At 56.5% G+C, this 26,073-nt stretch carries 20 protein-coding genes and 1 pseudogene; 11 read left to right on the top strand and 10 right to left on the bottom strand.

What is annotated here, in order from left to right; all coding sequences use genetic code 11:
• Positions 1 to 33: 33 nt before the first annotated feature.
• The 5 genes from ACR3FB_RS15200 to ACR3FB_RS15220 all read left to right on the top strand — a co-directional run bounded on the left by ACR3FB_RS15200 (position 34) and on the right by ACR3FB_RS15220 (position 7,416).
• Entirely contained in the window at positions 34 to 1,278 is a 1,245-nt protein-coding gene (locus ACR3FB_RS15200) for a DUF58 domain-containing protein (RefSeq protein ID WP_480566093.1), read from the top strand.
• The gene (locus ACR3FB_RS15205; RefSeq protein WP_480566095.1) at positions 1,278 to 2,273 is read left to right on the top strand and encodes a stage II sporulation protein M; all 996 of its coding nucleotides are present in this window, start codon (positions 1,278 to 1,280) and stop codon (positions 2,271 to 2,273) included. Before ACR3FB_RS15200 ends, ACR3FB_RS15205 begins: the two co-directional genes overlap by 1 nt.
• A complete protein-coding gene (locus ACR3FB_RS15210; protein ID WP_480566096.1) occupies positions 2,270 to 3,163 on the top strand; it encodes an RDD family protein in 894 nt (297 codons plus the stop codon). Before ACR3FB_RS15205 ends, ACR3FB_RS15210 begins: the two co-directional genes overlap by 4 nt.
• Before the next feature lie 117 nt (positions 3,164 to 3,280).
• Positions 3,281 to 4,084, top strand: a complete 804-nt coding sequence (locus ACR3FB_RS15215) for a hypothetical protein (RefSeq protein ID WP_480566098.1) — start codon at positions 3,281 to 3,283, stop codon at positions 4,082 to 4,084.
• 146 nt (positions 4,085 to 4,230) lie between these two features.
• A complete protein-coding gene (locus tag ACR3FB_RS15220) occupies positions 4,231 to 7,416 on the top strand; it encodes an ATP-binding protein (RefSeq protein WP_480566100.1) in 3,186 nt (1,061 codons plus the stop codon).
• Positions 7,417 to 7,841: 425 nt separating this feature from the next.
• Here ACR3FB_RS15220 and ACR3FB_RS15225 read toward each other — a convergent pair whose 3' ends face one another.
• From ACR3FB_RS15225 to ACR3FB_RS15245, 5 genes and pseudogenes are all read right to left on the bottom strand, one after another.
• On the bottom strand, positions 7,842 to 8,408 hold the full coding sequence (locus ACR3FB_RS15225) for a disulfide bond formation protein B (protein ID WP_480566102.1): 567 nt from the start codon (positions 8,406 to 8,408) through the stop codon (positions 7,842 to 7,844).
• 9 nt (positions 8,409 to 8,417) lie between these two features.
• Positions 8,418 to 8,573 (bottom strand): DUF5993 family protein, encoded by a 156-nt coding sequence (locus tag ACR3FB_RS15230; RefSeq protein WP_480566104.1) that lies wholly within the window; start codon positions 8,571 to 8,573, stop codon positions 8,418 to 8,420.
• A 145-nt stretch (positions 8,574 to 8,718) separates the two neighbouring features.
• Positions 8,719 to 9,663, bottom strand: a pseudogene (locus tag ACR3FB_RS15235) (aldo/keto reductase).
• 357 nt (positions 9,664 to 10,020) lie between these two features.
• On the bottom strand, positions 10,021 to 13,164 hold the full coding sequence (locus ACR3FB_RS15240) for an efflux RND transporter permease subunit (protein WP_480566106.1): 3,144 nt from the start codon (positions 13,162 to 13,164) through the stop codon (positions 10,021 to 10,023).
• Between the two features lie 12 nt (positions 13,165 to 13,176).
• On the bottom strand, positions 13,177 to 14,253 hold the full coding sequence (locus ACR3FB_RS15245) for an efflux RND transporter periplasmic adaptor subunit (RefSeq protein WP_480566108.1): 1,077 nt from the start codon (positions 14,251 to 14,253) through the stop codon (positions 13,177 to 13,179).
• 171 nt (positions 14,254 to 14,424) lie between these two features.
• Between ACR3FB_RS15245 and ACR3FB_RS15250 the strand changes: the two genes are divergently transcribed.
• The gene (locus ACR3FB_RS15250) at positions 14,425 to 15,066 is read left to right on the top strand and encodes a TetR/AcrR family transcriptional regulator (RefSeq protein WP_480566110.1); all 642 of its coding nucleotides are present in this window, start codon (positions 14,425 to 14,427) and stop codon (positions 15,064 to 15,066) included.
• Between the two features lie 259 nt (positions 15,067 to 15,325).
• Here ACR3FB_RS15250 and ACR3FB_RS15255 read toward each other — a convergent pair whose 3' ends face one another.
• Positions 15,326 to 15,799 (bottom strand): cupin domain-containing protein, encoded by a 474-nt coding sequence (locus tag ACR3FB_RS15255; RefSeq protein WP_480566112.1) that lies wholly within the window; start codon positions 15,797 to 15,799, stop codon positions 15,326 to 15,328.
• Between the two features lie 86 nt (positions 15,800 to 15,885).
• Between ACR3FB_RS15255 and ACR3FB_RS15260 the strand changes: the two genes are divergently transcribed.
• Together ACR3FB_RS15260 and ACR3FB_RS15265 are read left to right on the top strand one after the other, a co-directional pair.
• On the top strand, positions 15,886 to 16,467 hold the full coding sequence (locus ACR3FB_RS15260; protein ID WP_480566114.1) for a TetR/AcrR family transcriptional regulator: 582 nt from the start codon (positions 15,886 to 15,888) through the stop codon (positions 16,465 to 16,467).
• A 244-nt stretch (positions 16,468 to 16,711) separates the two neighbouring features.
• A complete protein-coding gene (locus ACR3FB_RS15265) occupies positions 16,712 to 16,897 on the top strand; it encodes a hypothetical protein (protein ID WP_425084407.1) in 186 nt (61 codons plus the stop codon).
• A gap of 216 nt (positions 16,898 to 17,113) precedes the next feature.
• Here the strand turns inward: ACR3FB_RS15265 and ACR3FB_RS15270 are convergent, their stop codons facing one another.
• Positions 17,114 to 18,001, bottom strand: coding sequence for a LysR substrate-binding domain-containing protein (locus ACR3FB_RS15270; protein ID WP_480566116.1), 888 nt, complete (start codon positions 17,999 to 18,001; stop codon positions 17,114 to 17,116).
• A gap of 100 nt (positions 18,002 to 18,101) precedes the next feature.
• Here ACR3FB_RS15270 and ACR3FB_RS15275 point away from each other — a divergent pair, with 100 nt between their 5' ends.
• Positions 18,102 to 19,412 carry a serine hydroxymethyltransferase gene (locus ACR3FB_RS15275; protein WP_425084409.1) on the top strand — a complete coding sequence of 437 codons (1,311 nt, stop codon included), beginning with the start codon at positions 18,102 to 18,104 and terminating at the stop codon, positions 19,410 to 19,412.
• Between the two features lie 584 nt (positions 19,413 to 19,996).
• On the opposite strand, the gene ACR3FB_RS15280 is transcribed toward ACR3FB_RS15275, so the two are convergent.
• The 3 genes from ACR3FB_RS15280 to ACR3FB_RS15290 all read right to left on the bottom strand — a co-directional run bounded on the left by ACR3FB_RS15280 (position 19,997) and on the right by ACR3FB_RS15290 (position 23,481).
• Entirely contained in the window at positions 19,997 to 21,274 is a 1,278-nt protein-coding gene (locus tag ACR3FB_RS15280) for an O-antigen ligase domain-containing protein (RefSeq protein ID WP_480566118.1), read from the bottom strand.
• A complete protein-coding gene (locus ACR3FB_RS15285; RefSeq protein WP_480566120.1) occupies positions 21,271 to 22,752 on the bottom strand; it encodes a GumC family protein in 1,482 nt (493 codons plus the stop codon). The genes ACR3FB_RS15280 and ACR3FB_RS15285 overlap by 4 nt, the downstream gene beginning before the upstream one ends.
• A 114-nt stretch (positions 22,753 to 22,866) precedes the next feature.
• A complete protein-coding gene (locus ACR3FB_RS15290) occupies positions 22,867 to 23,481 on the bottom strand; it encodes a response regulator transcription factor (RefSeq protein ID WP_170350203.1) in 615 nt (204 codons plus the stop codon).
• A gap of 252 nt (positions 23,482 to 23,733) precedes the next feature.
• On the opposite strand from ACR3FB_RS15290, the gene ACR3FB_RS15295 reads away from it, so the two are divergent.
• Both ACR3FB_RS15295 and ACR3FB_RS15300 read left to right on the top strand, forming a co-directional pair.
• Positions 23,734 to 25,107 (top strand): WecB/TagA/CpsF family glycosyltransferase, encoded by a 1,374-nt coding sequence (locus ACR3FB_RS15295; RefSeq protein ID WP_480566122.1) that lies wholly within the window; start codon positions 23,734 to 23,736, stop codon positions 25,105 to 25,107.
• Positions 25,108 to 25,127: 20 nt separating this feature from the next.
• Complete coding sequence (locus ACR3FB_RS15300; protein ID WP_480566124.1) at positions 25,128 to 26,009, top strand: UTP--glucose-1-phosphate uridylyltransferase; 882 nt, start codon at positions 25,128 to 25,130, stop codon at positions 26,007 to 26,009.
• Positions 26,010 to 26,073: the final 64 nt, after the last annotated feature.

Genomic DNA, 26,073 nt, shown 5'->3' on the forward strand with positions numbered 1-26,073 from the left:
CGTCCCTCGCGCATATTGCTGGTGGCGGCCTGCGTGGCCCTTGGCCTGTCACTGGTGGCCGTTGTGATGGGCGATGCAACCCGCACCGTTGCCGGGGTGCCATGGGTGGTTCTGTGCGCGCTGGCCATAGGTGATCTGCTGCTGTCCTGGCCGCGCCGCCGTTCTGTCTCGGTCGAGCCGCTGGGCGATATCTTCGTGGGCGAACAGGACGAGATCGCCTTGATCGTCACCCCAGCGACCTCAGGCATGACCGGGCAGGTACACTGGCCCGAAGGGGTCGAAGGACCGACCCGGTTCGATCTGTCCAGCGGACAGGTGCGCATTCCGTTTCGCGCCATTCGCCGGGGAAAATGGCGCCTCTCCCATCTATGGCTCAGCTGGTCTTCCCGGTTCAAACTGTTCGAATTCGTCCCGAAAATCGCCTTTGGTCTTGAGATAGCAGTCGTACCCAACATCCGCCGGGTGCAATCGGGTGAGATTTCGACAACGGTTCAATCCCGCCTGTTCGGCGTAAAGGAAAACCGCGCCATCGGTGAGGGCACCGAGTTTCACCAGTTGCGGGATTTCGTACCCGGCATGGATGCGAAATCAATCGACTGGAAGCGGTCGGCGCGGCATCGGTCTCTGGTGGCCAAAGAGGTTCGAGCCGAGCGCAACCACCATGTCATCATCGCCTTGGACAACGGCTATCAGATGCGCGAGGAGATCGCGGGCCTTCCCAAGATCGACCATGCCATCACCGCCGCACTTGCCACCGCCTGGGCCGCCGCCATCGGGGGGGATCTGGCCGGGCTCTACGCCTATGACGCCAAGCCGCGCATTTTCCTGCCCCCCGAACCGGGCCGCGCAGCGTTCACCCGATTGCGCAGCCGCACGGCCGAACTGCAATATGAAAGCGTCGAGACGAACCACACCCTTGCCATGACCGAGCTGAACGGGCGCACCCCGAAGCGCAGCCTGATCATCGTGTTTTCGGATTTCGTCGATACCACCTCGGCGGAACTGATGGTGGAAAACATCAACGCATTGGCCAAGCGGCACCTGATCGTTTTCGTCACCCTGCGCGATCCGATCCTCGAGGCGCAGGTCAACACGGCCCCGCAGGACATGAACGACGTGGCCGAGACCGTCTCGACCGGGCAGCTTCTGCGCGAACGCCGCCTTGTGCTGGAACGGCTGCAACAGATCGGCGTGACCGTGATTGACGCCGAACCGGGCGAGATCTCGGCGCGGCTGATCTCGACCTATCTGGAAATCAAAGCGCGAGAGATGATCTGATGTCTGACGCTGATCTGATCCGCTCGGCCCGGTTCCGGCAGGAACGCGAAGGCGACTGGCGACGCTTATCCGATCTGGTCGACAAGGCCGAAGGTCAGGGCCTGCACCGCATGAGCTTTCAAGAGGCGCGCGATCTGGCCGACCTCTATCGGCAGGCCACGACGTCGCTGTCCATCGCGCGCGAAATCTCATTGGACCGCGGCTTGCTGGAATACCTTGAGGCGCTGACAAGCCGCGCCTATCTGAGTGTCTACGCCCCACAACAACGGCTGGGCGGGATCATCCGCAAGTTCCTGACCAGTGGTGGGCCGCAAGCGATGCGGTCCTCCTGGCGCGTCACCCTTCTGGGGTTTCTGTGCATGGCCGCAGGAGCTATCGCCGGGTATTTCTTCTACTTCGACAATCCCGAATGGTTCTTTGTCTTCATGCCCACCGAACTGGCCGGAGGGCGCGGGCCGGATGCCAGCACGGACTATCTGCGCTCGGTCATCTATGGTGAGGAAGACGGGTCCGGGTTGGGAGCGTTTGCCACCTACCTGTTCTCGCACAACACACGCATCGCGATCTTTGTTTTTGGGCTGGGGGCGTTCCTGTGCGCGCCAACAGTTTTACTATTGTTTTATAACGGCCTGATTCTGGGCGTTTTTTACGCACTTCACATAGATCGAGGCTTGGGCTGGGACCTGTTCGGCTGGCTGTCGATCCACGGCGTGACCGAGCTGTCGGCGATCTGCATCGCGGGCGCGGGCGGGTTGAAACTGGGCCTCGCTGTACTGTTCCCCGGCCAGCTCACACGCCGCGCGGCATTGCGGGCCGCCGGGCATGATGCGGTGAAACTGGCGCTGATCGCCGCGATGATGCTGGTCGCTGCCGCGCTGCTGGAAGGTTTTGGCCGGCAGTTGGTACAGGACCGCACCACGCGTATCGCCATCGGCTGGGGGATCGGCGCGCTGTGGCTGCTGTGGTTCTGCATGGGCGGAAGGAAGCGGTCATGACCCAACCCAAGCTCGACCGTCTGCTGCCCCCCGAGGGTGTGCCGCTCTACTTCCGGGTCGCGGGTGTGGGCGTGCGTATGGCCGCCCAATTCGCCGATATCTTGATCACCGGGGTGGGTGCCATCGCCCTCTTCCTGCTTTTGCTGGCCATCGACATTGTCCCGCCCGAGGCGCTTGTGGCCGTTGCCGCGATGCTGTTCTTCGTCATCCGCATCCCCTACTACGCTGCGTCCGAGCTGGTGTGGAACGGCCAGACCATCGGTAAGCGCATGATGAAGATCAAGGTGGTCTCGGCCGATGGTCAGGCGCTGACAACGCAATCCCTCGTCGTTCGCAACCTGATGAAAGAAGCCGAGATTTTTCTACCTGGCACACTGGTTCTGACCCTGACTGCCGAGGCTTTGATCCCGTCTCTGATTTCACTGGCCTGGATACTGGGCGTGATTGCAGTGCCCGTGTTCAACAAGCGCAGCCAACGGCTGGGGGATATTGTCGCAGGTACCTATGTGATCCACCTTCCCAAGCCGATCCTGCTGCCCGATATGTCCAAAGCAATCAAACCCGCAACCGCCACCCAGCCCCGGTTTCAGTTTCTGACCCATCAGCTTGAACATTACGGCGCGTTCGAATTGCAGACCCTCGAAGGGTTTCTGCGCGGCGCAGCACGCTCGACCGGGCCCGAGGCACACAAACGGAAAAAGGAAACCATGGCCGCAATTGTCGAGCAGGTCCGGCGCAAGATCGACTATGCCGATGCGGTCCGCCCCGAAGACCAGCTTGCCTTTCTCGAGGCCTTCTACAAAGCACAACGCGCTTTTCTAGAACAGCGCCAGTTGTTCGGCGACAAACGCGCCGATAAATTCCACGCCGAGGCAGACAAGCAAGGCTAGCCACGCCTGTTGCAGATTTACCCAAGCGAGAAGCAGAAAAACGAAACTCGTCTTGAGGATGAACCCGTTCTCAAGGCTCTATCAGACACAGAACACAAAAGTAGTTTGGAACAAAAAATGACAGATACAGCCAATCCCGAAGACCCTGAGGCTCACATGCCCCTGGGCGTCGGAGCAATTGTCGGTGAGACGTTTTCGATCTTTTTCAAAAAGATTCACCTTGTGCTTCTGCTGGGATTCATTCCGGCGCTGATCGAAGTCATTGTGAACAATTACACGGTGGCGCAGTCTTTCGACGATATTGGCACCGCGAGTTTCGACAATACCGCCTTCTATTCTGGCGTGATCGTGTCGGCTCTGATCACATTGCTCGCATATGCCGTCACCACGGCCGTGATCATACAGTTCGCCTATGACGCAAAATTGGGGCGTGCGGCGCGTATTGGCAGCTATTTCTCGGCGGCTGTCGTCAACCTGCCCGCCATTGCAGTTCTGTCGATCGCAACGACGATCTTGTATTTTATCGGCCTTGTTTTTCTGGTCGTGCCGGGTATCTGGATCTACGCCGTGTTTTCCGTCATCGTACCGGCCATTGTGATCGACAGGGCCGGGTTCGGCGCGATGGGACGCAGCGCGACTCTGACCAAGAACTACCGTTGGCCCATCATCGGCGCGCTGATCCTGATGGGTCTATGTATTGTGCTGGTCGTCATGGTAGTCACATTTGTTTTCGCAGCTGCGTTCGGGTTCTCCGGAATTGCTGATCCAACAGCATCTTTGGGTCCCTGGGTTTTTTTTGAGGCCGCGCTCAACGCGATTGCCTACGGTTGGCTCAGCATCACGATCGCTCTGATCTTTGCCCGCCTGAAAGAGATCAAGGAAGGCGTCAGCGTCTCGGATCTGGTGGACGTGTTCAAGTAAATCCACGACCCGCGGCCCGGTCACAGGGCTGCGGGCATCCGCGCGTTTGGGCGTGACATTTTCGCGTACATTCCACAGGCCAATCACATCAACATGTCCGCAACGGCTGGCGGCGCGCGCTTTGCTGCTGTATCACTCCGGTGGTAATGCAGGACGGCGGGGTCATATCTACACAACAACAGGGCGATCTGGGGCAGCGGCGCCAGGTCTCGGTCCTGTTTGCGGATATGGTTGGCTATACGTCGATCGTCTCGAAACTGGACGAAGAACAAGCGTTGGAGTTTGTGCGTCTGGTCTACGACACCCTCGCGGGTGCGGTATCTCAGCATGGCGGCACGGTCCGCGACTTTGCCGGGGACAGCATCATGGCGCTGTTCGGCATCCCTGACGCGCTAGAGGACCCGGCCGAACGGGCCTGCCGCGCCGCCGACGCCATCCATCACGCTTTCCTCGCATCCGCACAAAAGATCGAGGCCCGCTTCGGCGTGCGCCCTCAGATGCGGGTCGGCATTAGTTCCGGCACCGTTCTGATGGCCGCCGTACAGGGCGCAGACGGGCCTGCAACAGCGGTGGGAAGCACGGTCAACATGGCCTCGCGCATCGAAAACCTGGCACCCTCGGGTGGTACGCTGATCTGCGACAAGACCCGCAGCCTTGTCGAATGGGTGACTGAGCTGCGCTTTGATGGGGAACATCAGCTCAAAGGCCTCGCCACGCCTCAGAAACTGTGGCAATTGCAATCCGTGCGGGCCGATGCCTCGCGGTTTGATGCCTCGGTCGCGCGCGGTCTCAGTACCTATGTGGGACGCGACACCGAACTGACTCAAATGGCCGATGCACTGGCTCAGGCGCGCAACGGCGTTTCGGTGGTGGATCTGGTCGCGGAACCGGGCTTGGGCAAAACCCGGCTTGCGTTCGAATTCCTCAACCGCCTGCCCCGCGATCAGATTGACGTCCTGACTGGCTATTGTTTTGCGGATCGGCAGCAGGTTCCCTTCCTGCCGATCATCGAGATTGTCCGAACCGCGTTTCGCATCAAGGATCGAGACAATCCGACCCGCATCGCCTACAAGATCGAGACCGGTCTGAAGGCCTGGAATTGCTTTTCACAGCAGAATCTGGGCCTGTTGATGAACCTGCTTGGCCTGACGCCACCGCCGGAGGCATTGGACGGGCTTGACGGCGTTCTCATTGGCCTGCGCACCCGTGAACTACTGCCTGAACTCCTAAAGGCGCGATGCGCCAAGCGGCCCGTTATCCTGTTCATCGAAGACAGCCACTGGATCGACAGCGCCTCGGAAGAGTTGCTGCAGGGCATCGTCAACCGGTCGGACCTGACCAACCTGCTACTGATCCAGACCCACCGCCCGGAATACACACCAGTGTGGCGCGACGACGACAAAGTTCGCACCATCGCGCTGAAACCGCTGATGACAAAGGACTTCGCCAATCTGGCGCGCAACCGACTGGGCGTGACCACTTTGCCCGCGGGGCTGGATCGTCAACTGGCCGAACGTGCCGGTGGCAACCCGTTGTTTGGCGAAGAAATCCTGACTTATCTGCTGGAACAAGGCAGCCTGCGGGTCGACGCGGCCGAAGCGCATCTGGATATCGACATGGCGCAGGCCGACCTGCCGGCCAGCATGCTGAACCTGCTGACTGCCCGCGTTGATCGCCTGTCGACCGAGGATCGGGACCTGCTGCAAGCCGCCGCCGTAATCGGGCGACGGTTTGATCCAGGTCTGCTCTCACAACTGGCCAAAGACCCTGCTGAAACCGGTGACGCCCTGCAGCGTCTTCAGGCTCAGGACGTGTTGTATCGCGACGAAAACTCCTCGGACTACGTTTTCAAGCACGTTCTTCTACGCGATGCCGTGTATCAAAGCCTTGTGGCCACGCGTCGCGCGGGCCTGCATCTGGAAGTCGCCGAGTGTCTGGTCCAGCGCAACGCAAACCGCCTGCAAGAAGTGGCCGAAATGTTGGCCTATCACTACGGCCAGACGGACCAGACCGACAAAGCGTTTCGGTATACGGCGATGGCCGGGGACAAGTCTCTGGGTGTCTATTCGCTGGATGAGGCCAACAATTACTACACGGCAGCCTATGCCCTCTATGAAAGCGATCCAGACTGCGCCTCAAAGCCCGAGTTCGCCGCGTTTCTGGCCAGCTTTGCGCTATGTGCGAACATTTCACTCAGGGTCAAAACGATCATTGACCTTGCCGGGTCTGTACGCCCCATCCTGGAGCAGGTGGGCGACAGCTCTCATCACGCTCTGTTCCTGCACCACTACGTGTCCTGCCTTGTCTGCAATGGCAAATACCGTGAGGCCCACTGGGTCCAACAGGATCTGACCGCCATGGCCGAACGTCTGGGCGATCCGGCCTCACGGGCCTATGCAATGGTGAATGAGCTTTCGGTGTCGATCTATTTCTCGCCGATTTCAAACGCCGAGTTCGAAGCCAAAGCGCGCCTGATCGAGGCCGAACTGGAAAAGATCGACGACGCCTATATCCAGAACTTTTACCTTGCCACCATCGGTTGGAATGAGCTGACCCGAGGACGGGTGGCCCGCGCGCACGCCACAGCAGACAAGATGATTGCGCTGGGCAAAAAGACCAACGACCCACGGGCTTTGGGCTATGGCACAGCGATGAAAGCCCTGATCGCCATGGTTGCCGATGACCACGAAAAAGCGCTGGCCATCGCGGAAGAGGCGCACAAGGCTTCAAAAGTCGAGTTCGAGCGCGCCATCGCCGAGGCCGCCCGCGTATCAGCCATGGTGCCCACGGAAACACCCGGCGCGATCGAGATCATTGAGGCCCATATCGACAATTGCAATGAACACGGCTGGACCCTGTTCACCATGGGCCCGGCAACGATGCTCGGGGTAGCCTACGCTCTGAAGGGACGCATCGCCGACGGGCTACGGCAGATCGAGCGAGCCGTTCAAAAGCGCACGGACGAAGGCACCAAAGTGTCGGCCGATTGGGCGCGTTTATTCCTGTGCGAAATGTATCTTGCCATCCTGACGGGTGAGGGCGGAGCGTCGGCTGGTGTCTTTCTTCGGAACTTCCGCTCAATCCTTTGGGTGCTGTTCTTTGGCGAAAAGAAACTGGTTGCGATGCTGGACGAAGTCCGTAGCAACCCTCAATTCGATGAAAAAGGACACTATATCGCCCGCTGCGACATGATCCTTGGGTTGCTCTACAAAGCGCGCAAGAAGAAGCAATTGGCCGTGCAACACTTGAGCAAAGCCCGCGTCATCGTTGAAACCGCGGGCCAATCCCCGATGCTGTCCCGGATCGACACGGCTCTGGCCGAGCTGGCGTAGCAATCTACTCGAAAGGCGCTAGAATTCGAGGTTATGGCGGAGATGAAGGCAGTATCACTAAGCCTGCAAAGTCCTGTTAAGTATATGATAAATTTCTAGTTATAGAGAAAAGGCCTCATCATACATGCCACACTAAATTCGATATCAAGCGAGGCGTAGCACAAGGTGTGATGTTATTGAACTTTGGTTAAACACTATAGCAGAAACGCACGTGGATTGCTGCAAAGTACTACTCTGAGTCCAAAGCGGTCACCTGCCTTAACCGTGACCATTTAGTTGACTACTAGTTTTGAATTTCCTTGTTGGTAACTGCTTGCGATCAAAATAAAGCGAGAGATCGCCTCTGAATATCTTCTTTGATTTTGGGCGGCGAAATACCAGAAAAACTACGCACAAGCTCGCACCTCGACCTAAGTTTCCCTTGCTTACTCAAGCTTATCCAAAAACTTGTAGTCTGTTGGCGGATCGTCGCAAATACCTGGCCCACACTCCAATAGAGCTGAGCCTGCGTTGGCGGCTCCCAAAGCTAAGATCAACATGAACGCGGTTTTGGCCAACTTGCTTCCACCGAACCGTTCCGATGCCCTAACGTCCGCGGCTAGATCATATTGCTTTTCAAAGACAAGCATCACCGCGGTCCCGAGTATTATCAATCCGAAGGCTATGCCGGCCCAAGTGTAAAAATGCAGACCAAGAACCGGAGACCCATAGTGCCCGGTGCCGGGCACTATGTGCAGTAGGATTTGGCGGATCGAAACGCTGATACCGAATATTGCTGCCACAAGGACGATGCCGTAGTTCCTTGCACGCGTGCCCCATAACAGATTTAGCCCTAGCCCAAACCCCACGGCCACGAAACCGACACGCTGCAATAGACATAACGGACAGGGTAATTCGTAGAGAACAAGTTGAAAATAGAATGCAAGAACCAACACTAGGCAGACAGCCAAGGCACCAAGCGCGTTCATATTTCGGGCAAATTCAGGTGACATGGAACGATCTCACAGTTGGATTGAAAGCGGCGTTGTTGCATGAAATTTTAGCCAATAAACGCTCGCCAAAAGCGTGACTACGAAGAGGGCGTATGAAAGGCGGACGAATTTACAGTAAGCGAGCCCGAGGGCGCATGTGAACAACGAAAATAATAATGCAATCATATTGATCCCTTTGATTTTTTGGCCTTGCCGAGACTAGCAGGTACTGAGGACACCCTTTCCTTTTCGAAAATCGGTTCCAAGCACCTTATCAAGTCTCGAATGATCTTCCGCATTGTTTGCTATACTGCCCCTCTGGGATTTCACTTTAAGCCTCTGGATCCTCCGAAGATTTCCCTATCTCAGCGAGGTCCTCCCAAACACCATCAGGGATGGACCACTCTGCCCATTCCATCACCTGTTGAACATGCTGAGGCCATGTCACTCCGCAAACGGTCGAAGTGATGTCGTCATTTTTCAAAGAGTGTTGCAACGCGACCGCCCCGACTGGGACATCGTAGTGACCGCATACCTCTTCAACAGCACGTATTGGCGCAAGTACTTCATCATCTGCAGGACGATAGACATAAAAGCGATGGATCGCGCTTCCTCGGGCAAGTGCACCTCCGGAAAAAGGTGCTGCGTTCAATATCGAAACGCCTCGTGATTTCGCGAGTTCTATCAGAGGTGCCGCGTTGTCGTTTACCAGCGTATGCCGGTTGTGTGTCAGGACCACGTCAAAATCCCAACCCTCCAAAATTGGCATCATCAAGTCGATACGTCCCGCTGCGATTCCGACCGCTTTTGCCAGACCTTCCTCCTTGATACGAAACAACTCTTAAATCGCACCTCCCCGTCCTTTGACCTCAGATAGGTCATTTGCATATTCGACATCATGGACGTGGAGTATATCGACGCTGTCGACGCTTAGGGCCGTAAGGCTTTCCTCGAATGACCTACGTGCCTGAGAAGCATCAAAGGCACCGGTTTCCATATCCCGGTCGACTTTGGTGGAAAGCACCCGCCCTTCCGGCCAACCGCCAAGCTCACGAATGACTTTACCTATGCGCTCTTCACTTCGCCCCATGGCATAGCAACGGGATGTGTCCAGGAACGCATTTGGCTGCGAAAGAATTACCCGAATTGTATCAATCGCGCGGTCTTCCTCAACTTCATACCCATAGATTTCCGGAATACTTCCCAACCCTGTCGATCCAAACCCGACGCGAGGAACCCGTATCCCTGTCTTACCAATTTCGCGTAGCTCCGCCATGCCAACCTCCCAATTGGTTCCGGACGTTCATAGATGTTGCGCGAGTAGCTTCTTGAAAACAAGTCAGACTTGTCGCTGAAGCTACTCACTGACCTCTACGCAATCGTTCTAGCCTCACATCCGGGAGGCTTCGTCGCGAATAGCAGAAATCTCCTCAAAGTAGACGTTGAGCAGATTTCACTGAATGACCGCCCCGAGCCCACTCTGACCGATGCTGCGCGATGCCCCAATTGTAGCGATACGCAGAAACCGGACTATGCAAAGTCCGGCGCGCGACCCATGACAGAACTTGAACCTTGCTTCGAAAAACGATGGCCATGAAACACACCGGCTCTCAACGATAAGTAGTCTCAATCGTCATTCTGCCACAAGCGCGACAATTCCTTCTCGAGGCTGGGAAGGTTGGTTCTTTGCCTCAAGCGGTTTGTCGAGCTTGACACGATACACCAACGCGAAAACGGGCGGTGTAAAATAGAAGGATACGACAGTCGACAACAGTACCCCTCCGGCGATGGCTACGGCGAATGGTGGCCAAAACGCTCCTCCGCCTATGATCAGGGGTAGGAACCCACCAAAGGTCGTGACCGTTGTCGAGATGATATGCCGACTTGAACCGGTCACAACACGCGCCATAGCTGCTCGGTCGCCTTGGCTTGCGTCAACGTCTTGTTGCAACCCAGTCAGAATTATGATCGCCGCGTTGATCGAAACCCCGATTGAGCCGATGACCCCGATTATCGCCGTTATTCCGAACGGGAATTGCATAACGGCCAGCGACAGCATGGAAAGGCCTGCAGACAATACGCACACGACCAAGGTCACGAGCGTCAGTCGGAAAGAGTTAAAGGTCAGAACGATGGTCGCGATGGAGAGTGTGACAATCAAACCGACAGAGGCAAGTAGATTGCCCACGGTGTTGGATCGGGCATCACTGTCACCGCCCAAGGACATCGAATAGCCTTGTGGTAACACAAATCCGGACGCATCAAGCGCCTCTAGTACGTCCTGCAACGCCTCTTCGGGTAAAACACCGGGGACGATAAACGCTTGAATAGTGTTTTCGCGCACGCCATCCGTTCGGGTTATAACGCTCTCCGCAGGTTCGATCACCGGATTGGCGAGTTCCGATAACGGCACAGCAGGGAAAACACTAGCGGCGGATATGGTGGCAGCATTGGGCAGCAGGATGGGCATACTGACAATGGCGCTTAGGTCTGATCGCACCTCGTCACCAAGACGAACTCGCACCGGCAACTGTTCAGTCCCTTCGATCAGTGATCCACCGGTGACGCCAACAAGTGCCGTGTCCAACTGACCAGCTATATCGGCCACGTCCAGTCCCAGCAGACGGGCTTTGACCTCATCAATCTCGAACCGGATTTGAGGATTGCCGCCGTTCACGCTGGCGCGCGCCTGCGTCACCAGGTCGAGATTGGCCATAACTGAACGCACCTCGTCGCCCAGATCGCGCAAAACCGTGATGTCCTGCCCCTGAATTTTGACTTCAACTGGTGCGTCGACCGGAGGGCCCTGCACGAGACTACGAACGATGATCTGCGCGTCCGGAAAGTCGGTATCCAAACGACCCTGCAGGGCTCCGACAAGGCGGGCTGCGTCGTCGGCCGTGCCGGTCGTGATCATGGCCTGCGCAAAACCGGGCTCGCGTGAACGGTTGCCAACGATGTTGTAGTAAAATGCCGGGCCGGATTCTCCCACCGTCCAATAGACACTTTCGACGCCATCATCTGCCAGCAGCATCTCATCGATCTGGCGGGCGGTTGCTTCGGTGGTGGCAATTGATGTTCCACCTGGCATGTCGACTTCGATATAGAATTGGTTGCGGTCGACGCCCGGGAAGAATTGCGCGGTCAGCGTTGGAAAGGCCGCAAAGCCAAGCACGGGCAAGATCAATGCCAACGCGATGGAGCGCACCGGATTAGTGACTGACAATCGAATTGAGGCCTCGAACATTCGGGCAAGCGGCGGGATGCTGATACCGCGGCTCAGCATTCCTGCGTCGGGGCGGTCGGACAGTACCCAGCCCGCAATCGCGGGGGTCACCGTCAAAGCGACAACTAGTGACCAGACAAGCATAAGCACCACGGCGATAGCGATAGCACCAACAAAGTCGCCGGCGGGGCCAGGCAGCAAGATCATCGGCGTGAAGGCGAGCGCCGTTGTTACAGTCGACGCCAGCAGAGGCGCAGCCAACCGGCGAACAGCATCTCGCACGGCTGAAAGTCTCTCCATCCCATCCTGCAAACGACGACGAATTTCATCCGTCATCACGATGGCTGCGTCAACGAGCAGACCGAGGGCAACAATCAGGCCAGTCACAGACATCTGGTGAATTGGCAATCCAATCATGTTCATCGTCGCAAGAGTTGCCAATGAGACAACCGGCAATACCAAGGCCACGATCGCAGCTGCACGAACGCCCAACGTAACAAACAAGACTGCCACGACCAGAGCCACGCCAATGGCCATGTTGATCCCAACCTCTGACAAACGATCCGTCGTGTACTGGCTTTGATCAAAAAGCAGTATTTCCTGCATGCCTAAAGGTACCGATGCGGCACCGGCCTCAAGCTCATCCCGTAGAAAGCCTGTCCAGCGGTCGATCTGCACGCCGTCCTGCGCCAGAATCCCCACCAAAACGGAGGGCTTTCCGTTGGCAAATGCGATTGAGGACTGCGGTTCGCGTGCGCCCCGGTCTACGCTGGCAATATCTCCGAGCTGCACCACGGCACCGTCTGCGTTTTCACGCAGGACGATGCTCCGAATGCGATCCAAACTCTCAATTTCTCCACTGACGCCTATGGTCAGGTCGACATCAGATTGCAGCCGCCCGGACTGAACCTTTCCATCTGCTTCGGCGATCCGCTGAGAAATCTCGGCAGCGCCAAGCCCAAGCGCAGCGGCCTTGTCCATATCGACACTTACGAGCACCTCTTCTTCGGGCTGACCGAAATAGTCGACGGCTCGAGTCGCAGGTATCGCGCGCAATCTGTCACCTAAGGCTTCGGCATGACGAGACAGCAAAGTGAGCGGGAAGTCAGGGTCCTCGGCCGCGACTGCAATGACAGCGGAATAGGCAGCAATACCCTCGGCATCAAACTCTGGCGGCAAAACTCCTGCCGGGAAGTTCTGGCGCGCATCCTCAACGGCGTCCCGAGCCTCGGCCCAAACCTGCTCAATGGTGGCTTCGTCTAGTGTTTCCAGCAATTCAACAGAAACGACCGACACGCCCGAGCGGGAGACTGAACTGATCTCATCCACCTCGGCGATCTTTCGCAGCTCTTCTTCGATTTCTGCGGTCACCAATGCTTCGACCCGTTCGGGGTCTGCGCCCGGAAACTGCGTGGTTACAGTTGCGAAGAGATTGGTGATCGTGGGGTCTTCCTGTCGCCCAAGCGATAGGAACGAAGACAGGCCTGCTGATACAAGCACCAAAATGATCAGGGCAACCAGCCGGGGATGGCGAAAGGTAAGGGTTTCCATCAGATCGCTCCGTTACTCGCCAGTGTTGAAGGCGACGCGCTGACCAACGCTGACCCGCTGCGGCCCCTGATCGATCAGGACGGTGCCTTCCGGAAACGCGCCGCGCACAAAGACGCGATCGTCTTCGGCATGCAGCACTTCGACCGTCGCCAGGCGCACAGTCTTTTGCGCGTCGGCAACCAGCAGTGTCCATTGCCCGCGCGTTCCTTCCTTCAGCGATGTTGTCGGCACCCAGGTTCCCGCACTTTGGACGGGATCGAGTACATGCACACGTGCGGTTTGTCCGAAAGCAACGTCCGACGCGTACTTCAGATCGAACAGCGCGGTACGGGTTCGGGTCACCGGGTCAATATCGGGCCGCAAGGTTGCAAGCTCAGCCCGATAGCTTTGAGCTGCAATCTCGATCTCAAGATCGGTTAGCAGCGCCGGATCAACATCGAGAGGGATACCGATCCGAACCTGCGGCGACACGACCTCGACCATTCCCAGAACCAGCTCGCCCGAGCGCAGAGTTTCGCCGCCGTCCACGTGTCGCGCGGTTATTTGACCGGCAAATGGGGCCTCGATGCTGGATTTCTCAATCCGAACGGTCACATCGCGCAAGGCCGCATCCAGCTCACCAATTCTGGATAACAATTCATCTTGCTGAGAAACGGCTTCGTCCAAACGGGCTTGACTGGTAAAGCCTTGTTCGATGAGTTTCGCGTTTCGCTCGACCGTTTTTCTTGCAAATTCAAGCTGGGCTGCAATGGCGTCACGCGATGCTGTCAGACGGTCGCGTTCGACCTCCAGCAGTGCGATGTCCAGTGTCGCAAGAAGTTGACCCTTTGCAACCTCGTCACCTTCATCCACCAGAATTTGATCGAGCGTCCCGTTGAGTTCGAAAGAGATATCTGCCGAACGCTGAGGTTCGACCTGCCCGATGAACACGCGATCGACTGTGTAGGCGCTCTCGGAGGTGATCGGCGTCACGGATACCGGGGTCACAGCGGCGGCATCCGGTGCGGGCACCGCCTCCGCTCTACGGGTGAGCTCGGATGCTCCGAAGTGAACAGCAGCCGCTGCGACGGCGATAAAACTGACGGTCACTCCCAAACGCACAGTGCCGCGTAACACACGTACAAATAGGCTCGGTTTGTTCGCTTCAGTAGATGAATTTGCAGGATTCGGCATTTGGGGACCTCATCAAGTTAGTATCTCTAACATATGTTAGAAGTTCTCACTTTGACAAGAGATACGTGATCTGGCACATGTTGGATCATGAGCAGCATCGAAAAAAATCATCCGACAAACAGACAAACGGCGGGTCTTTCCGTCAGCAAGAAGGCCTATCATCACGGCGATCTCCGTGCTGCACTGATCGAAGCAACCAGACAGTTGGTCGAAGAAAAAGGTCCGGACAGTTTTTCCGTATCCGAGGCCTGCAGACGCGCGGGCGTGTCAACCGCGGCACCTTACAAGCACTTCAAAGACAAGACAGAAATGCTGGTCGCCACTGTCCTTGAGGGAATGGAGCGGCACAGAGACAATATGCTTGCTGCGCTGGAAGGCGTTCCTGAAGGATCTCCCGAGCGCATCACTGCCATAGGGATGGAGTATATTGCCTTCGCGTTAAATGAGCCCGGTATCTTCAGATTGAAATTTGGCGGCTTCACAGACCGCATCGCGGATCCGCGGCTGGAGGAAGGCGGCCAGCAAAGCTTCGGGATTCTTTTGACTGAGGTAGCAAAATGTCTCGGTGAACCGGGAATCACAAACGAAGTTCGCCGCCGTGGGTTTTTGTTGTGGAGTTTCGTGCACGGGCTGTCCTTCATTCTGCATGACAAAGGGCTTGCCGAGAAAGGCGAAGAGTTCGATCTTCATACCCTCCTTGAGGAGGTTTCGGAAAGAATGTTGAGTTAAGCGATCTCAAGCCAAGTCAAACGCGACTGAACTTTGATGGCGGGAAAACTAAAGCAGTTAATCGCCTACGCTTATTCGACTGCTTCGGTTCAAGCAAAAGACACTTGAAAAAAGCTCAACGACTCTCCTCGATCCAGAATTGCAAGACCTCTTCGTGAGTGATGGCTTCGGATTGAGCTAGTCCCACTAGGTAGGGTTTGCAGCAGAATCTTGAACGCAAAACAGTCGTTCCGCGGCCCGGATTTGTGCACGCACGTTGTTAGCTGGGAACGTCCGCTGGCGCCAGGATCGTCATTCCCACTCGATCTGCCACTGCCATGATCGCCGGAATGTCTAGCGGTCCATCAGGCGCCGGAACGTCTGTCGTTCCGTCGGGCATTGCGTCACCGGCTTCAGTAAAGAACGAGTCATGCATGGCGCCGGGGGCGTTAATGCACAGTAACCGACCTGGCCGTTCCCCGGTACATGTAAAGGCGTGCACTGCGCCGTCTGGAACTTTGACGAAATCACCACCTTTTGCGTCGACTGTCTCACCGTTCACAAAAAACTCGAATTCACCATCGAGCACGTAAAAGCTCTCATCTTCGCCAGCATGATGGTTGGGCGGCGCACCGGCACCCGGCGCCGTCTTTATTTCGACGATTGTGCAACGATCTCCGGTCTCACTGGGAAAGGCGTGAAAGGTCAAAAGGTTCCCAAGAAGATGATAAATACGCGGGCGAGGTTCAGTCATAGCTGCGACTCCCTTTACTTGAAACAAACTGCGCTTATGATACATATATCTATTTATGAGACAAGTGTATCACAAAAGGTTTGTAATTGGCGCCTCGTACAAATCAAATCAACCGAACGCGAACAGCACTTCTTTCGGCTGCACGTGACCTGATGTCGGAAGGCAAGGAAGTCACGCTGGCTAAAGTCGCTGAACGCGCCAAAACCAGCCGTGCGACGGTGTATCGTTACTTCTCAGACCCGAGTGTCTTGGCTTTGGATGCGACGCTCGATCTTGACGTCATTCCGACGTCAGAACTCTTGAAGGGACTTGATGACGTTAGGAGCCGTATACATGTCGTCGCGCGATACTATCTGGATTTTTCTCGGATTCATGAGGCGCATTTCCGGCAGTTTCTGGCTGAATCACTCAAGGCATCCCTTGAGGATGGAACCGTAAAAATGCGTGGTGCCAGAAGAGTGGCGGCTTTTGCCGAAGCTCTTGCACCAGTTCACACATTGATGGAGCCTAAGGAAATTGACGATCTGGCCAAGCGATTGTCCATGACGACGGGGATAGAACAACTTGTTAATCTCGAAGACATCTTGCGTGTAGATGAAGCTACCGGCAACAAACTGCAAGAGGGGTTGGTCGACGCTCTGTTGGATCGGTACTTGCCAACAAACTAAAGCAGAATTCAGATGCCCTCTTTATCTTAAAACTGCTGATAAATAGACACTAGTTTACGTCCGCTTTGGGCTGCTACCAGCCAGCCATGCTTTCTGATGGGAACCGCAATACTGAGCCCTGAGCAGCCACGCCGCCTACCTTGCTCAGGCAAGCGCACTCTTTCAGCTTGAGCGATATGAGGAAGCGGCCGGTGCTTGTCGGGATGCTTTGTCGGTCCGATCCAGCTTCGTCATGAGTCATCTCATGCTGATCGCTTCTCTGGGGCACCTGACTGATGAAGAAGCCGCTCGCAACGCGGTTAAAGACCTGCAGATTTTGCGCCCGGGCTTGACTGCCGCTTCAAAGGAAACCCAGATACCAATCTTCACTGTTCCAGCCTCCGCAAACAACTGGCGTGAAGGGTGGTTAAAGGCAGGGTTACCCCAATAGGTGATCGGTAAAGTCGGTAAACAGAGACTAACGCCAATCCATGCGAAGCTAGCGAAACCTCAGAAACGTAAACCCGAGCAAACTGAAAGCCCACAGCAAAGGCCTTTCGCCCTGCCGCATTCAAAACTTCACTGTCTGCGTTGCGGCCGTTCACGCCAAGTAGAGCGATTGACTGCGCCGCGCCTAAAGCAGAAAGACTCGCCATCTCAGCAGTTCTTATCCGTTGAAGTGCGGTCCTTCCTCTCGAAGTAGACTAACGACCTTATCAATCGCAGGATGGCGTCTCGATCTATGTGGAAGCTCGAGGGCCAACACCCGACCCGTTCCGATACTTTCCGATGAAACTTTCTTGAGTTGCCCAGACTGAAGCGCCTGCTCAACCAGGCAGCTATGTCCCATAAGCACACCCGCACCGGACTTCGCTTCTTCTACGGCAAGGGCGTATAGCGAATATCTCGGCCCCCTTTGGGGATCACCAACTGAAACACCCGTCGCCTCTGACCAAATGGACCAGTCTTCATGCCACGTCTGGTCATGCAGCAACTGCGCGGTCTCTAGATCAAGACCATCTGCTATCTTTGGTGAACAAACTGGGAGGATTTCGTCTTCCGCAAGCACGATCTGATCCGGTGTTTCAGCCGGGACGGAAAAGAAAACCGACAGATCAAATAGTTCTCTCGACAGGCTGGGAGGCCTCTCCATCGCTGTCACCGAGACATTCAGGTCGGGACGCTTCTCGCGCAGCTTGCCCAATCGCGCTGGCAACCACAGCTGCGCAATTGAGGGCAAAGCGGCAATATGAATCTCGGGGTTGGGTGCTAGTTTTCGTAAACTCTGCGTCGCCGCCGCGAGAAGATCAAAGGCATGCGTGAACTCTCCTGCTAGCTTGCGACCAGAGGAGGATAGCGAAACACCGTGAGCACCTCTTTCAAACAAGGTAGTTCCGGCCCAGCCTTCCAAAGCTTTTATATGTTGTGAGACCGCGCCGGCCGTGACGCCCAACTCCTCGGCCGCGGAAACGAAACTTTCTAGCCTCGCCGCAGCTTCGAAGGCACGCAGAGCATTGAGGGGCGGCCCTTTAGGGCGACGTGGAGCGACAGCCATAGATCTCAGCCTTAGTTTTTCTAAGCCCAGAAATAGCAAAACTGGTTTGCGTTGTCATTCCGATCTGTCCAATCTGTGTGCAGCCAAGGAGGAAATTGCGATGACCATAGACATGAGAAACTGGGTGCCGGCCGACAGCGAAGCACTAGTCCAGAAGATCGCAACCGAAACGTCTCGCACCTCATCCAAGGCTCTGCTGGATCGGATTGAGCATTTAGCCACCCGAAACCGGGAAATCCATGAGCACGAATGCTTCAACCTGAATCCTGCAACCAATGTAATGAACCCGAGAGCTGAGGCACTGCTGTCTTCAGGAATCGGCTCGCGCCCGTCGCTTGGATATCCGGGCGAAAAATATGAGATGGGACTTGAAGCCATCGAAGAGATCGAGGTCATCTCAGCCGAGCTTTGCGCGGAAGTTTTCGACGCAAAGTTCGCAGAAATCCGCGTGCCTTCTGGCGCGATTGCGAACCTCTATGGCTTCATGGCCACCTGCCAAGCAGGCGATACGATCATTGCACCGCCGGCATCGATCGGTGGGCACGTAACACATCACATCGCAGGATGCGCCGGTTTGTTTGGTTTGCAAACAATAGATGCACCAACCGATGCCGATGGCTACTCTGTCGATCTCGACCAACTGCGCGCGCTTGCGCGAAGGGAGCGTCCCAAATTGATCACGATCGGCGGAAGCCTCAACCTTTTTGAGCACCCGGTCAAAGAAGTACGGGCCATTGCAGATGAAGTCGGTGCCAAGGTGATGTTCGACGCCGCGCACCAATGCGGGATTATCGCGGGAAGTGCCTGGCGTAACCCCTTGGCTGAGGGCGCACACTTCATGACAATGAGTACGTACAAAAGCCTCGGCGGTCCCGCTGGGGGGCTGATTGTCACAAACGATGCGGAGATCGCAAAGGCTCTGGATGCTATTGCATTCCCAGGCATGACGGCAAACTTTGACGCTGCGAAGTCAGCTGCTCTCGCTGTGACGATGCTTGATTGGCGCGACTATGGACAGGACTACGCTGCCGAGATGATCGCAATGTCCCGCGCAATGGCCCAATGCCTTGATGCGCAAGGTGTTCCAGTTTTTGCCGGGCGCGAGGGCTTTACCGCCTCTCACCAGTTCGCTGTTCTGGCAGAAAGCTTTGGCGGTGGACAGGCTGCATCCAAGACCCTGCGCAAAGCTGGGTTCTTGGCGTGCGGTATTGGTCTACCTGTGGTGGAAATCGAAGGTGACATGAATGGTCTGCGCATGGGTACGCCCGAGTTGGTGAGATGGGGCATGACGTCTGATCACGCCGACAGACTGGCTTCTCTAATTGCGCGCGGATTGAAGGGCGACGATATCGCCGCCGAAGTGGCTGACTGGCGCCGTCACTTCGCGAGCGTGCACTTCGTTCATAGCTAAGTCTGTAAAAATCGCCGCAGGGGAATAAAAAACTGCTTCATCCGCATTGCGGTTGTTCGCGACAACTTTCTCTAGCTTCCACTGTGCGGACGAAGTGGTCACTAATCCATACCCTTTTATGCGTTAGGAGGTACAAATATCTCAGATTGTGAAGTGGCGGAGACGAAGTCAGTATAATAAATTCTGCAGGTATATGTTAAATATATAATAAATTTATCTATTTTGAACATATACCACGATAGATACCACACAACGATCGATTTCAAGCGAGGCACAGCGCAAGGTATCATATTACAGAATGTTGGAAAACATAGTTTAGCAGACACTCACACAGATTGCAGCAAACGACTGCTTTGAACCCAAACCGGACTACCAGATATCTGATCTCAGTAGTTGGCTGAAGAACCAAACTGTCGTTGATAAACTTTGAGATGCAGATTTCAGATCGACAGCAAGTTCACCGTGAAAACATGAAAGTCTTCACCTGAAAATCTCTACCATTCGTTCTCGAGAGTGGTAATTGAACCAACCCAAAAGAATGACGTCTGACACTACGCTGGTATCGCAACAATCCTAGCGGCGTATCAGCTTCCCAGACACACTGATTTGACCTCTCGCAAATGCAATCCGAGCATCAGTAAGGTCGGCCAGAGGAGATAGGTTTGGATTTCGACGTTCTCTCCAAAAGTCAGCAGGAGAACAGTGAGCAACAGCCCGAGCGGCAGCCTCCCGCGTTCCGACTTTATGGCGTCCAAGGTGACGACCCAGAAATGAACGAGGAAAGGGATGAGAAACGCGGCAAATCCGGTCAACCCTTTGACGAATAGCAACCCGTACCAGGTGTGATGGCTGCCGATCGGCATGTATTCGACAAGATGCGCTCCGGGTCTGACTGTGCCGTGCCCGAATATCATAGCATCCGATTGCCACCGCTCATACGCAATACGCTGCAGCGTTTCGCGTACGCGTGTACTGTCGGCGCGCGCGGATCTGAAGCTGTAGAGGGCTCGGTTGCCGAACTCGACAAAGACTGCGCCCCAAACGGCTATGGCTGTGGTGGCTGTAGACAATAACAGCCATCCCAAGCTGCGGGCGACAAGCGGCAAAAGGCGGGGTGACAGCGAGCAGACTACTAATCCAACCAAGCCCATACGGGACTTGGACATCAGGATCATCAGAACTCCGGTAGCCAAACCGATCACCTTCCAGCTGCGGTGCTTTTCTTCGAGAGCAAACAAGACCATGCAGACGCCCAGCAAGGCCGCGAATGGCGACCAAGGCGCAAAGAACTGCCAACGCGGCGTGCCGCTGGCGGGGTCGATTGTATACAGGTAGACCGAGAAATACTCAGGCCCCGGGCCGCCCACTGCTTTCAACGGAGACGTAAACAGCAGATGTGGCAGACCGGCATAGGGGGCGACCACTAGCAACGGCAGAAGGCACAAGGTCCAAAGGCCCAGTACGCATTGTCCTCTGACTAGCACCTCGCGTCGGATGGGCAAGACCGACCCGGCAAGGATGAACAACGGGATCAGCGCCCAACCCTTGGCCCATCCGATGCTCGATTTGATCGTTTTGGTGGGGCCGAGATTCCAATCCGCGTGGCCTGCCCAAAGTGAGACCAGCATCACTAGCATGCCAACGCTCCAGATCCAGACCAAAGCAGGTGCTGGGCCGGTTGCGCGCATGTCCGAGCGGATCGCCGGGCCGAGGTAAAGTGACAACCCGGCTATCGCAGCCAACACCCAACCTAACACCGGACCGACAACATAGAGCGCGCCAAGCCCGTAGAACGGCCAGGTCCAGATCAGCGTGTACCAGACGATCTTTTCGGCCGGGGTTTGAGGGGCTACACGCGTCAAACTGCGGCCTCTCTCTGGTCTTTCAGCAGCTTTGAGATCAGCGGGTTCCGGACCCATGCCAGCACCAAACCCATCAGCAGCATAGAGCTTGCGGCGATCCCGGCGGCAATCGAGATCTTCTTGTTCGGTGAAGTCGGGCGGGTCGGAAGCGACGGGTTTTCCAACATTTGGATCAACGGGTAGGAGGCGTAGACATCGGTTTTTTTCGACTCGGATCGAGCGATGGCAGAGGCGAATACGGCTTCTGCTACTGCGAAATCTCTCTGCCGGTCCTCCAGCTCAGCGGCGATGGGGGCGAGGTCTGACAGGCGCAGAGTTTCCAGACGAACTTGTGTGCGCAGCGTCGCGACGTGTTCTTCCAATCCCGCACGCAAGGCATCCTCGCGCACCAACTCGCTGAGCAACTGCGCCCGTTGCCCTTCCGGCGCGCGATCCAGTCCACCGAGCTGCTCGGCCGTCAAGCCCGTCACCTGCGACGCGCGTTGTAACGCAACCGAACGCGCCCCTTCATAGTCGTTTTGGGCATTCACGTAGATCGGATGGCGCGGTCCATAGGTCGCGTCAGCTTGCGCCAGCTTTGCAGCCCCCACCGACACGTCCTTAAGCAACGATAGGTACTGCGCATCAGCATAGAGTTTCAGCGTTGCCGCCGCTGCATCAGAGGGCAGATCCAACGCGACTTGAAGCGCGGCGACACGTTCCGATTGGCGTGCCAGCTCGCTCTCCTGCGTTTGCAGTTCCTGCTTTGCACGGTCATTTGCAGCGACCTGCTCTTGGTATTGCGCGACTGATACTAGACCGCTTTGCGACTGCAGCTGTTTGATTTCGGCCCGCGTGGCCTGAATTGCGCGCGTGTAGTCTTCGATCGCGCCCGTATTGCTGGCCTCGCGGGTGGCAATTTCATCGGCGCGCAGGGCGTCAATTTCGGCGAAAAAAGCCGCCACCAGGGCGTCACCATATTGCTGAGCGTCAGCCGGGGAGGCCGCTTGAAGCTCGATATGGATCAGGCTGGTTTGATCGACCAGTTGAACCCGCGGCTTGCCAAACGCATCTCGGTCAGCCTCTACCGCCTTGGCTGCCGCATCGAGGATGCGATCGGCCGACAGCAAACGCTTATATGTCTCGGTCGGGCTGATCGAGCCGTTGGCAAAGGCAGAATTCGCGTATGAGGACGCCTGACCGATATTGGCCAGATTGACCGATGCCGAAGCGCCAGACCCCGGCAGGATCAGCGATGCGTGAGAGGTGTATTTTACAGGCGCGGTTGCCAGATATCCGCTGATCGGGGCCCAGATGCAACTCGCCCCCAGAAGGAACAGTGCCACGTAACGGGGCAGGCGGCCTAGATCGCTAAGGCGCCCACCCTTTAAGATGCGACGCCACCCCAGCGATCTGAAATTGGATCGGGAAATGCGCACCCAATGCAGAAATTGCATGTCGCGCGTGGAATCAGAGGAGTTCGAAATCTGTTGCGGCATGGAAAAACCCTTTCTTGCAAGGGTGATACACCGCATCTGATCGCCGATCATTCGCTCAGCAGGCTAGGGGCCGAGGGGATTGGGAGCGCCCCCTATCCCTTTGGATAGTGACGCTTAGAACAACCCCGCCTCGCGCGCGGCCAAGGCGGCCTGGGTTCGATTGCTGACACCAACTTTGCGGTACAAAGTCTTCATATGCAGTTTGATCGTCGGCTCTGACAGATCCAGATCGCGGGCGATTTCCTTGTTGGATTTGCCCTCAGTCAGCCCTTTGAGAACTTGCCGCTCTCGCTCTGTGAGTTTTTGAGCCATAGGGTGGGAGTCTTCTGGCTGCTCCGCGTTCATGAAACCCGCAGGAAGGTATTGCTCGCCCATCGCCATAAAGCGGATCGCGTTAACCAGGGATTTGGCAGGTAGAGTCTTTGGGACGAAACCGGCCGCGCCAAGTTCCAGCGCGCGTTGCGCCAGATCGCGCGAGGTGTCGCCGGTAAACAAGGCCACATGCTGGGCACCGTCCAAAGCGATGCAGGTTTCAAGTCCGGCCAACCCGTTCATGCCGGGCATGTTCAGGTCCAGAAGGACCAGATCAAAGGCTCCGTCGTTCTCAATCAGAGTTTTCGCGGCTGGGAAATCCGGCGCGGTCTCTACCTCGATACCGCCTGCGGCATCTATAAAGGCAACGAGCGTGTCCAAAATAAGCTCGTGGTCGTCAGCAATAAGAACTTTCATTTCAAATCTCCGTCTGCCCCCAACCACACCCAAATGCGTTAATAAATCATTGAACCCATGGCATGAAGCCTTCCTGACGGACAGGTGAATATCCAATCGGATAGGTCAGCGGGCCGTTTCCACCACGCTATGTGCTGCGGGGTCGCTTGAATAGACCTATTCTCCGATCCCTCTCCGGATGCTCGCCTATCGGTTGCAGGATCACATTGGCAGTCTGAAGCCACAGATTGTCATCGTTGATCGGAGAGTTCCATGCAGTTCCTGTCAGTCCAAGATATGTACAAAGGCGCGCAGCCAACACCCATACTACCTCTGAAAAAGACCGCGATTTTAGGTTTGCCAATTGTGAATGCCCAATCCGGACAGGTGATCTCAAAACTGCTGGATGGGACGCGCCGGACGGTATTTTTCCTGAACGCACATTGCGCAAACATACGGGCCCGTAACCATACCTATCGAGCAGCATTGGCCCGGGCAGATATGATCCTACCTGACGGGATTGGGGTAGAGGTCGCGGCAAAGTTGCAAGGTGTCCTGCTGGCCGAGAACCTGAACGGTACGGACTTTGTGCCCAAACTGCTGAAACGGGCGGCGCGTCTTGGGCAGTCGGTCTACCTGTTGGGGGGACGTCCCGGAACAGCTCAGGCAGCGGCGGCCCGGTTGCAGCATATGATCCCCGATTTGGCCGTGGCTGGTACGCGCGATGGTTATGAAGGTGCCGCGCGGGTTGATGAGGCGATCGACGATATCAACCAGTCCGGCGCCGACATCCTGTTGGTCGCGATGGGTGTTCCGCTGCAGGAGTTGTGGATTACGCAGAACCGCCACCGGCTAAACCCTCGCATCGCGCTGGGCGTGGGTGCTTTGTTCGATTTCCTGGCTGGCAACGTGCGCCGGGCACCGCGCATCGTTCGACGCGCCCGGATGGAGTGGGCATGGCGGTTGGCGATGGAGCCCCGTCGCATGGCCCGCAGATATCTAATGGGTAATTTCGAATTCCTGGGGCGTGCCGCGCACAATTCTGTTCCCAAGGTCTCAGCATGTCGCCTGCTGGACCTCACTTTGGCGGTGGTCGCGCTGTCTCTTCTGGCCCTGCCCATGGCCGCAATCGCCGCATTGGTGCGATTGGACAGTCGCGGCCCCGCCTTTTTTCGACAGGCACGTATCGGCCGAAACGGGGTGCCTTTCACAATGTACAAGTTCCGCTCGATGACGCAGGACGCCGAAGCGCGGCGTGCGGATCTGCTCACCCATTCGGATCGTGAGGGCGTGTGCTTCAAAGCCAAAAATGATCCACGCATCACCCGTGTCGGGAAAGTTCTGCGCCGGTGCTCGCTGGATGAACTGCCGCAATTCTTCAACGTGCTGAAAGGGGATATGTCGCTGGTCGGCCCGCGCCCGGCCTTGCCCGAAGAGGTTGCCGCATATCCTGAACAAGCGCTGGAGCGCCTTCAGGTGCGTCCCGGTATCACTGGCCTCTGGCAGGTTTCGGGCCGCGCGGGCATCGGCTTTGACCGCATGATCGAACTGGATACGGCCTATGTCCGCGCCCGCTCGCCCCTTCTGAACCTATTTCTCATCGCATTGACCGCACGTGCCGTCGTCTCGGGCAGAGGCGCTTACTGATCAAACCTAGGAGCATTGAAATGACACGTATTCGCAAAGCTGTATTCCCGGTCGCGGGTCTGGGCACAAGGTTTTTGCCCGCCACCAAATCGGTGACCAAGGAGATGTTGCCGCTGATCGACCGTCCCTTGATCCAATATGCGGTGGACGAGGCCCGCGCCGCCGGGATTGATGAATTCATCTTTATCACCTCAACCGGCCAATCCGCGCTGGAGACGTATTTTGGGCGGAACCCGGGGCTGGAGCGCAAACTGAAGAATGGCGGCAAAACCACCCTGCTGAACCGATTACGCTGCACGAACCTTGAGGACGAGACATACAGTTTTATGCAACAAGACAGCCCGCGCGGACTGGGCCATGCAGTCTCTCTGGCACGTGACATTGTCGGTGACGAACCCTTCGCGGTGATCCTGCCGGATGATGTGATCCACGCGCAGCGCCCGGTCCTGGCGCAAATGGTCCAGAACTTTGAAGGCAGACACATGATCGCGACCGAAGAGGTTCCACCCGACCGGATCAGTGCCTACGGCGTGGTCGATATCGAGCATAGGACAGGGCAGTTACAGCATCTGAAAGGGTTGGTCGAAAAACCTTCCGCCGATCAGGCCCCATCCGAGTTTGGCATCGTCGGGCGGTATCTTCTTCACCCTTCGATTTTCGATCAGCTGAACGGATTGGCACCCGGCGCGGGCAATGAAATCCAACTGACCGATGCGATCGCCGCGGATATCGAATGCACCGGATGCCACGGTTTCGCCTTTCAGGGAGAGCGCTTCGATTGCGGATCGGTCGCCGGGTATCTTGAGGCAACCACCGTCTTTGCATTGGAACGGACTGAGTTGCGTGACGGGTTCACATCCATGTTGCGTCAGCGCATGAACCTCCTGTCTGCTGCTGCATGAGACCGAGGCACCTATCCGTTCGGATAGGTGCGTATCCCCATGCCCATCTGTCGCTGTGGACCTC

It is taken from the genome of Ruegeria sp. AO1, assembly GCF_056535985.1.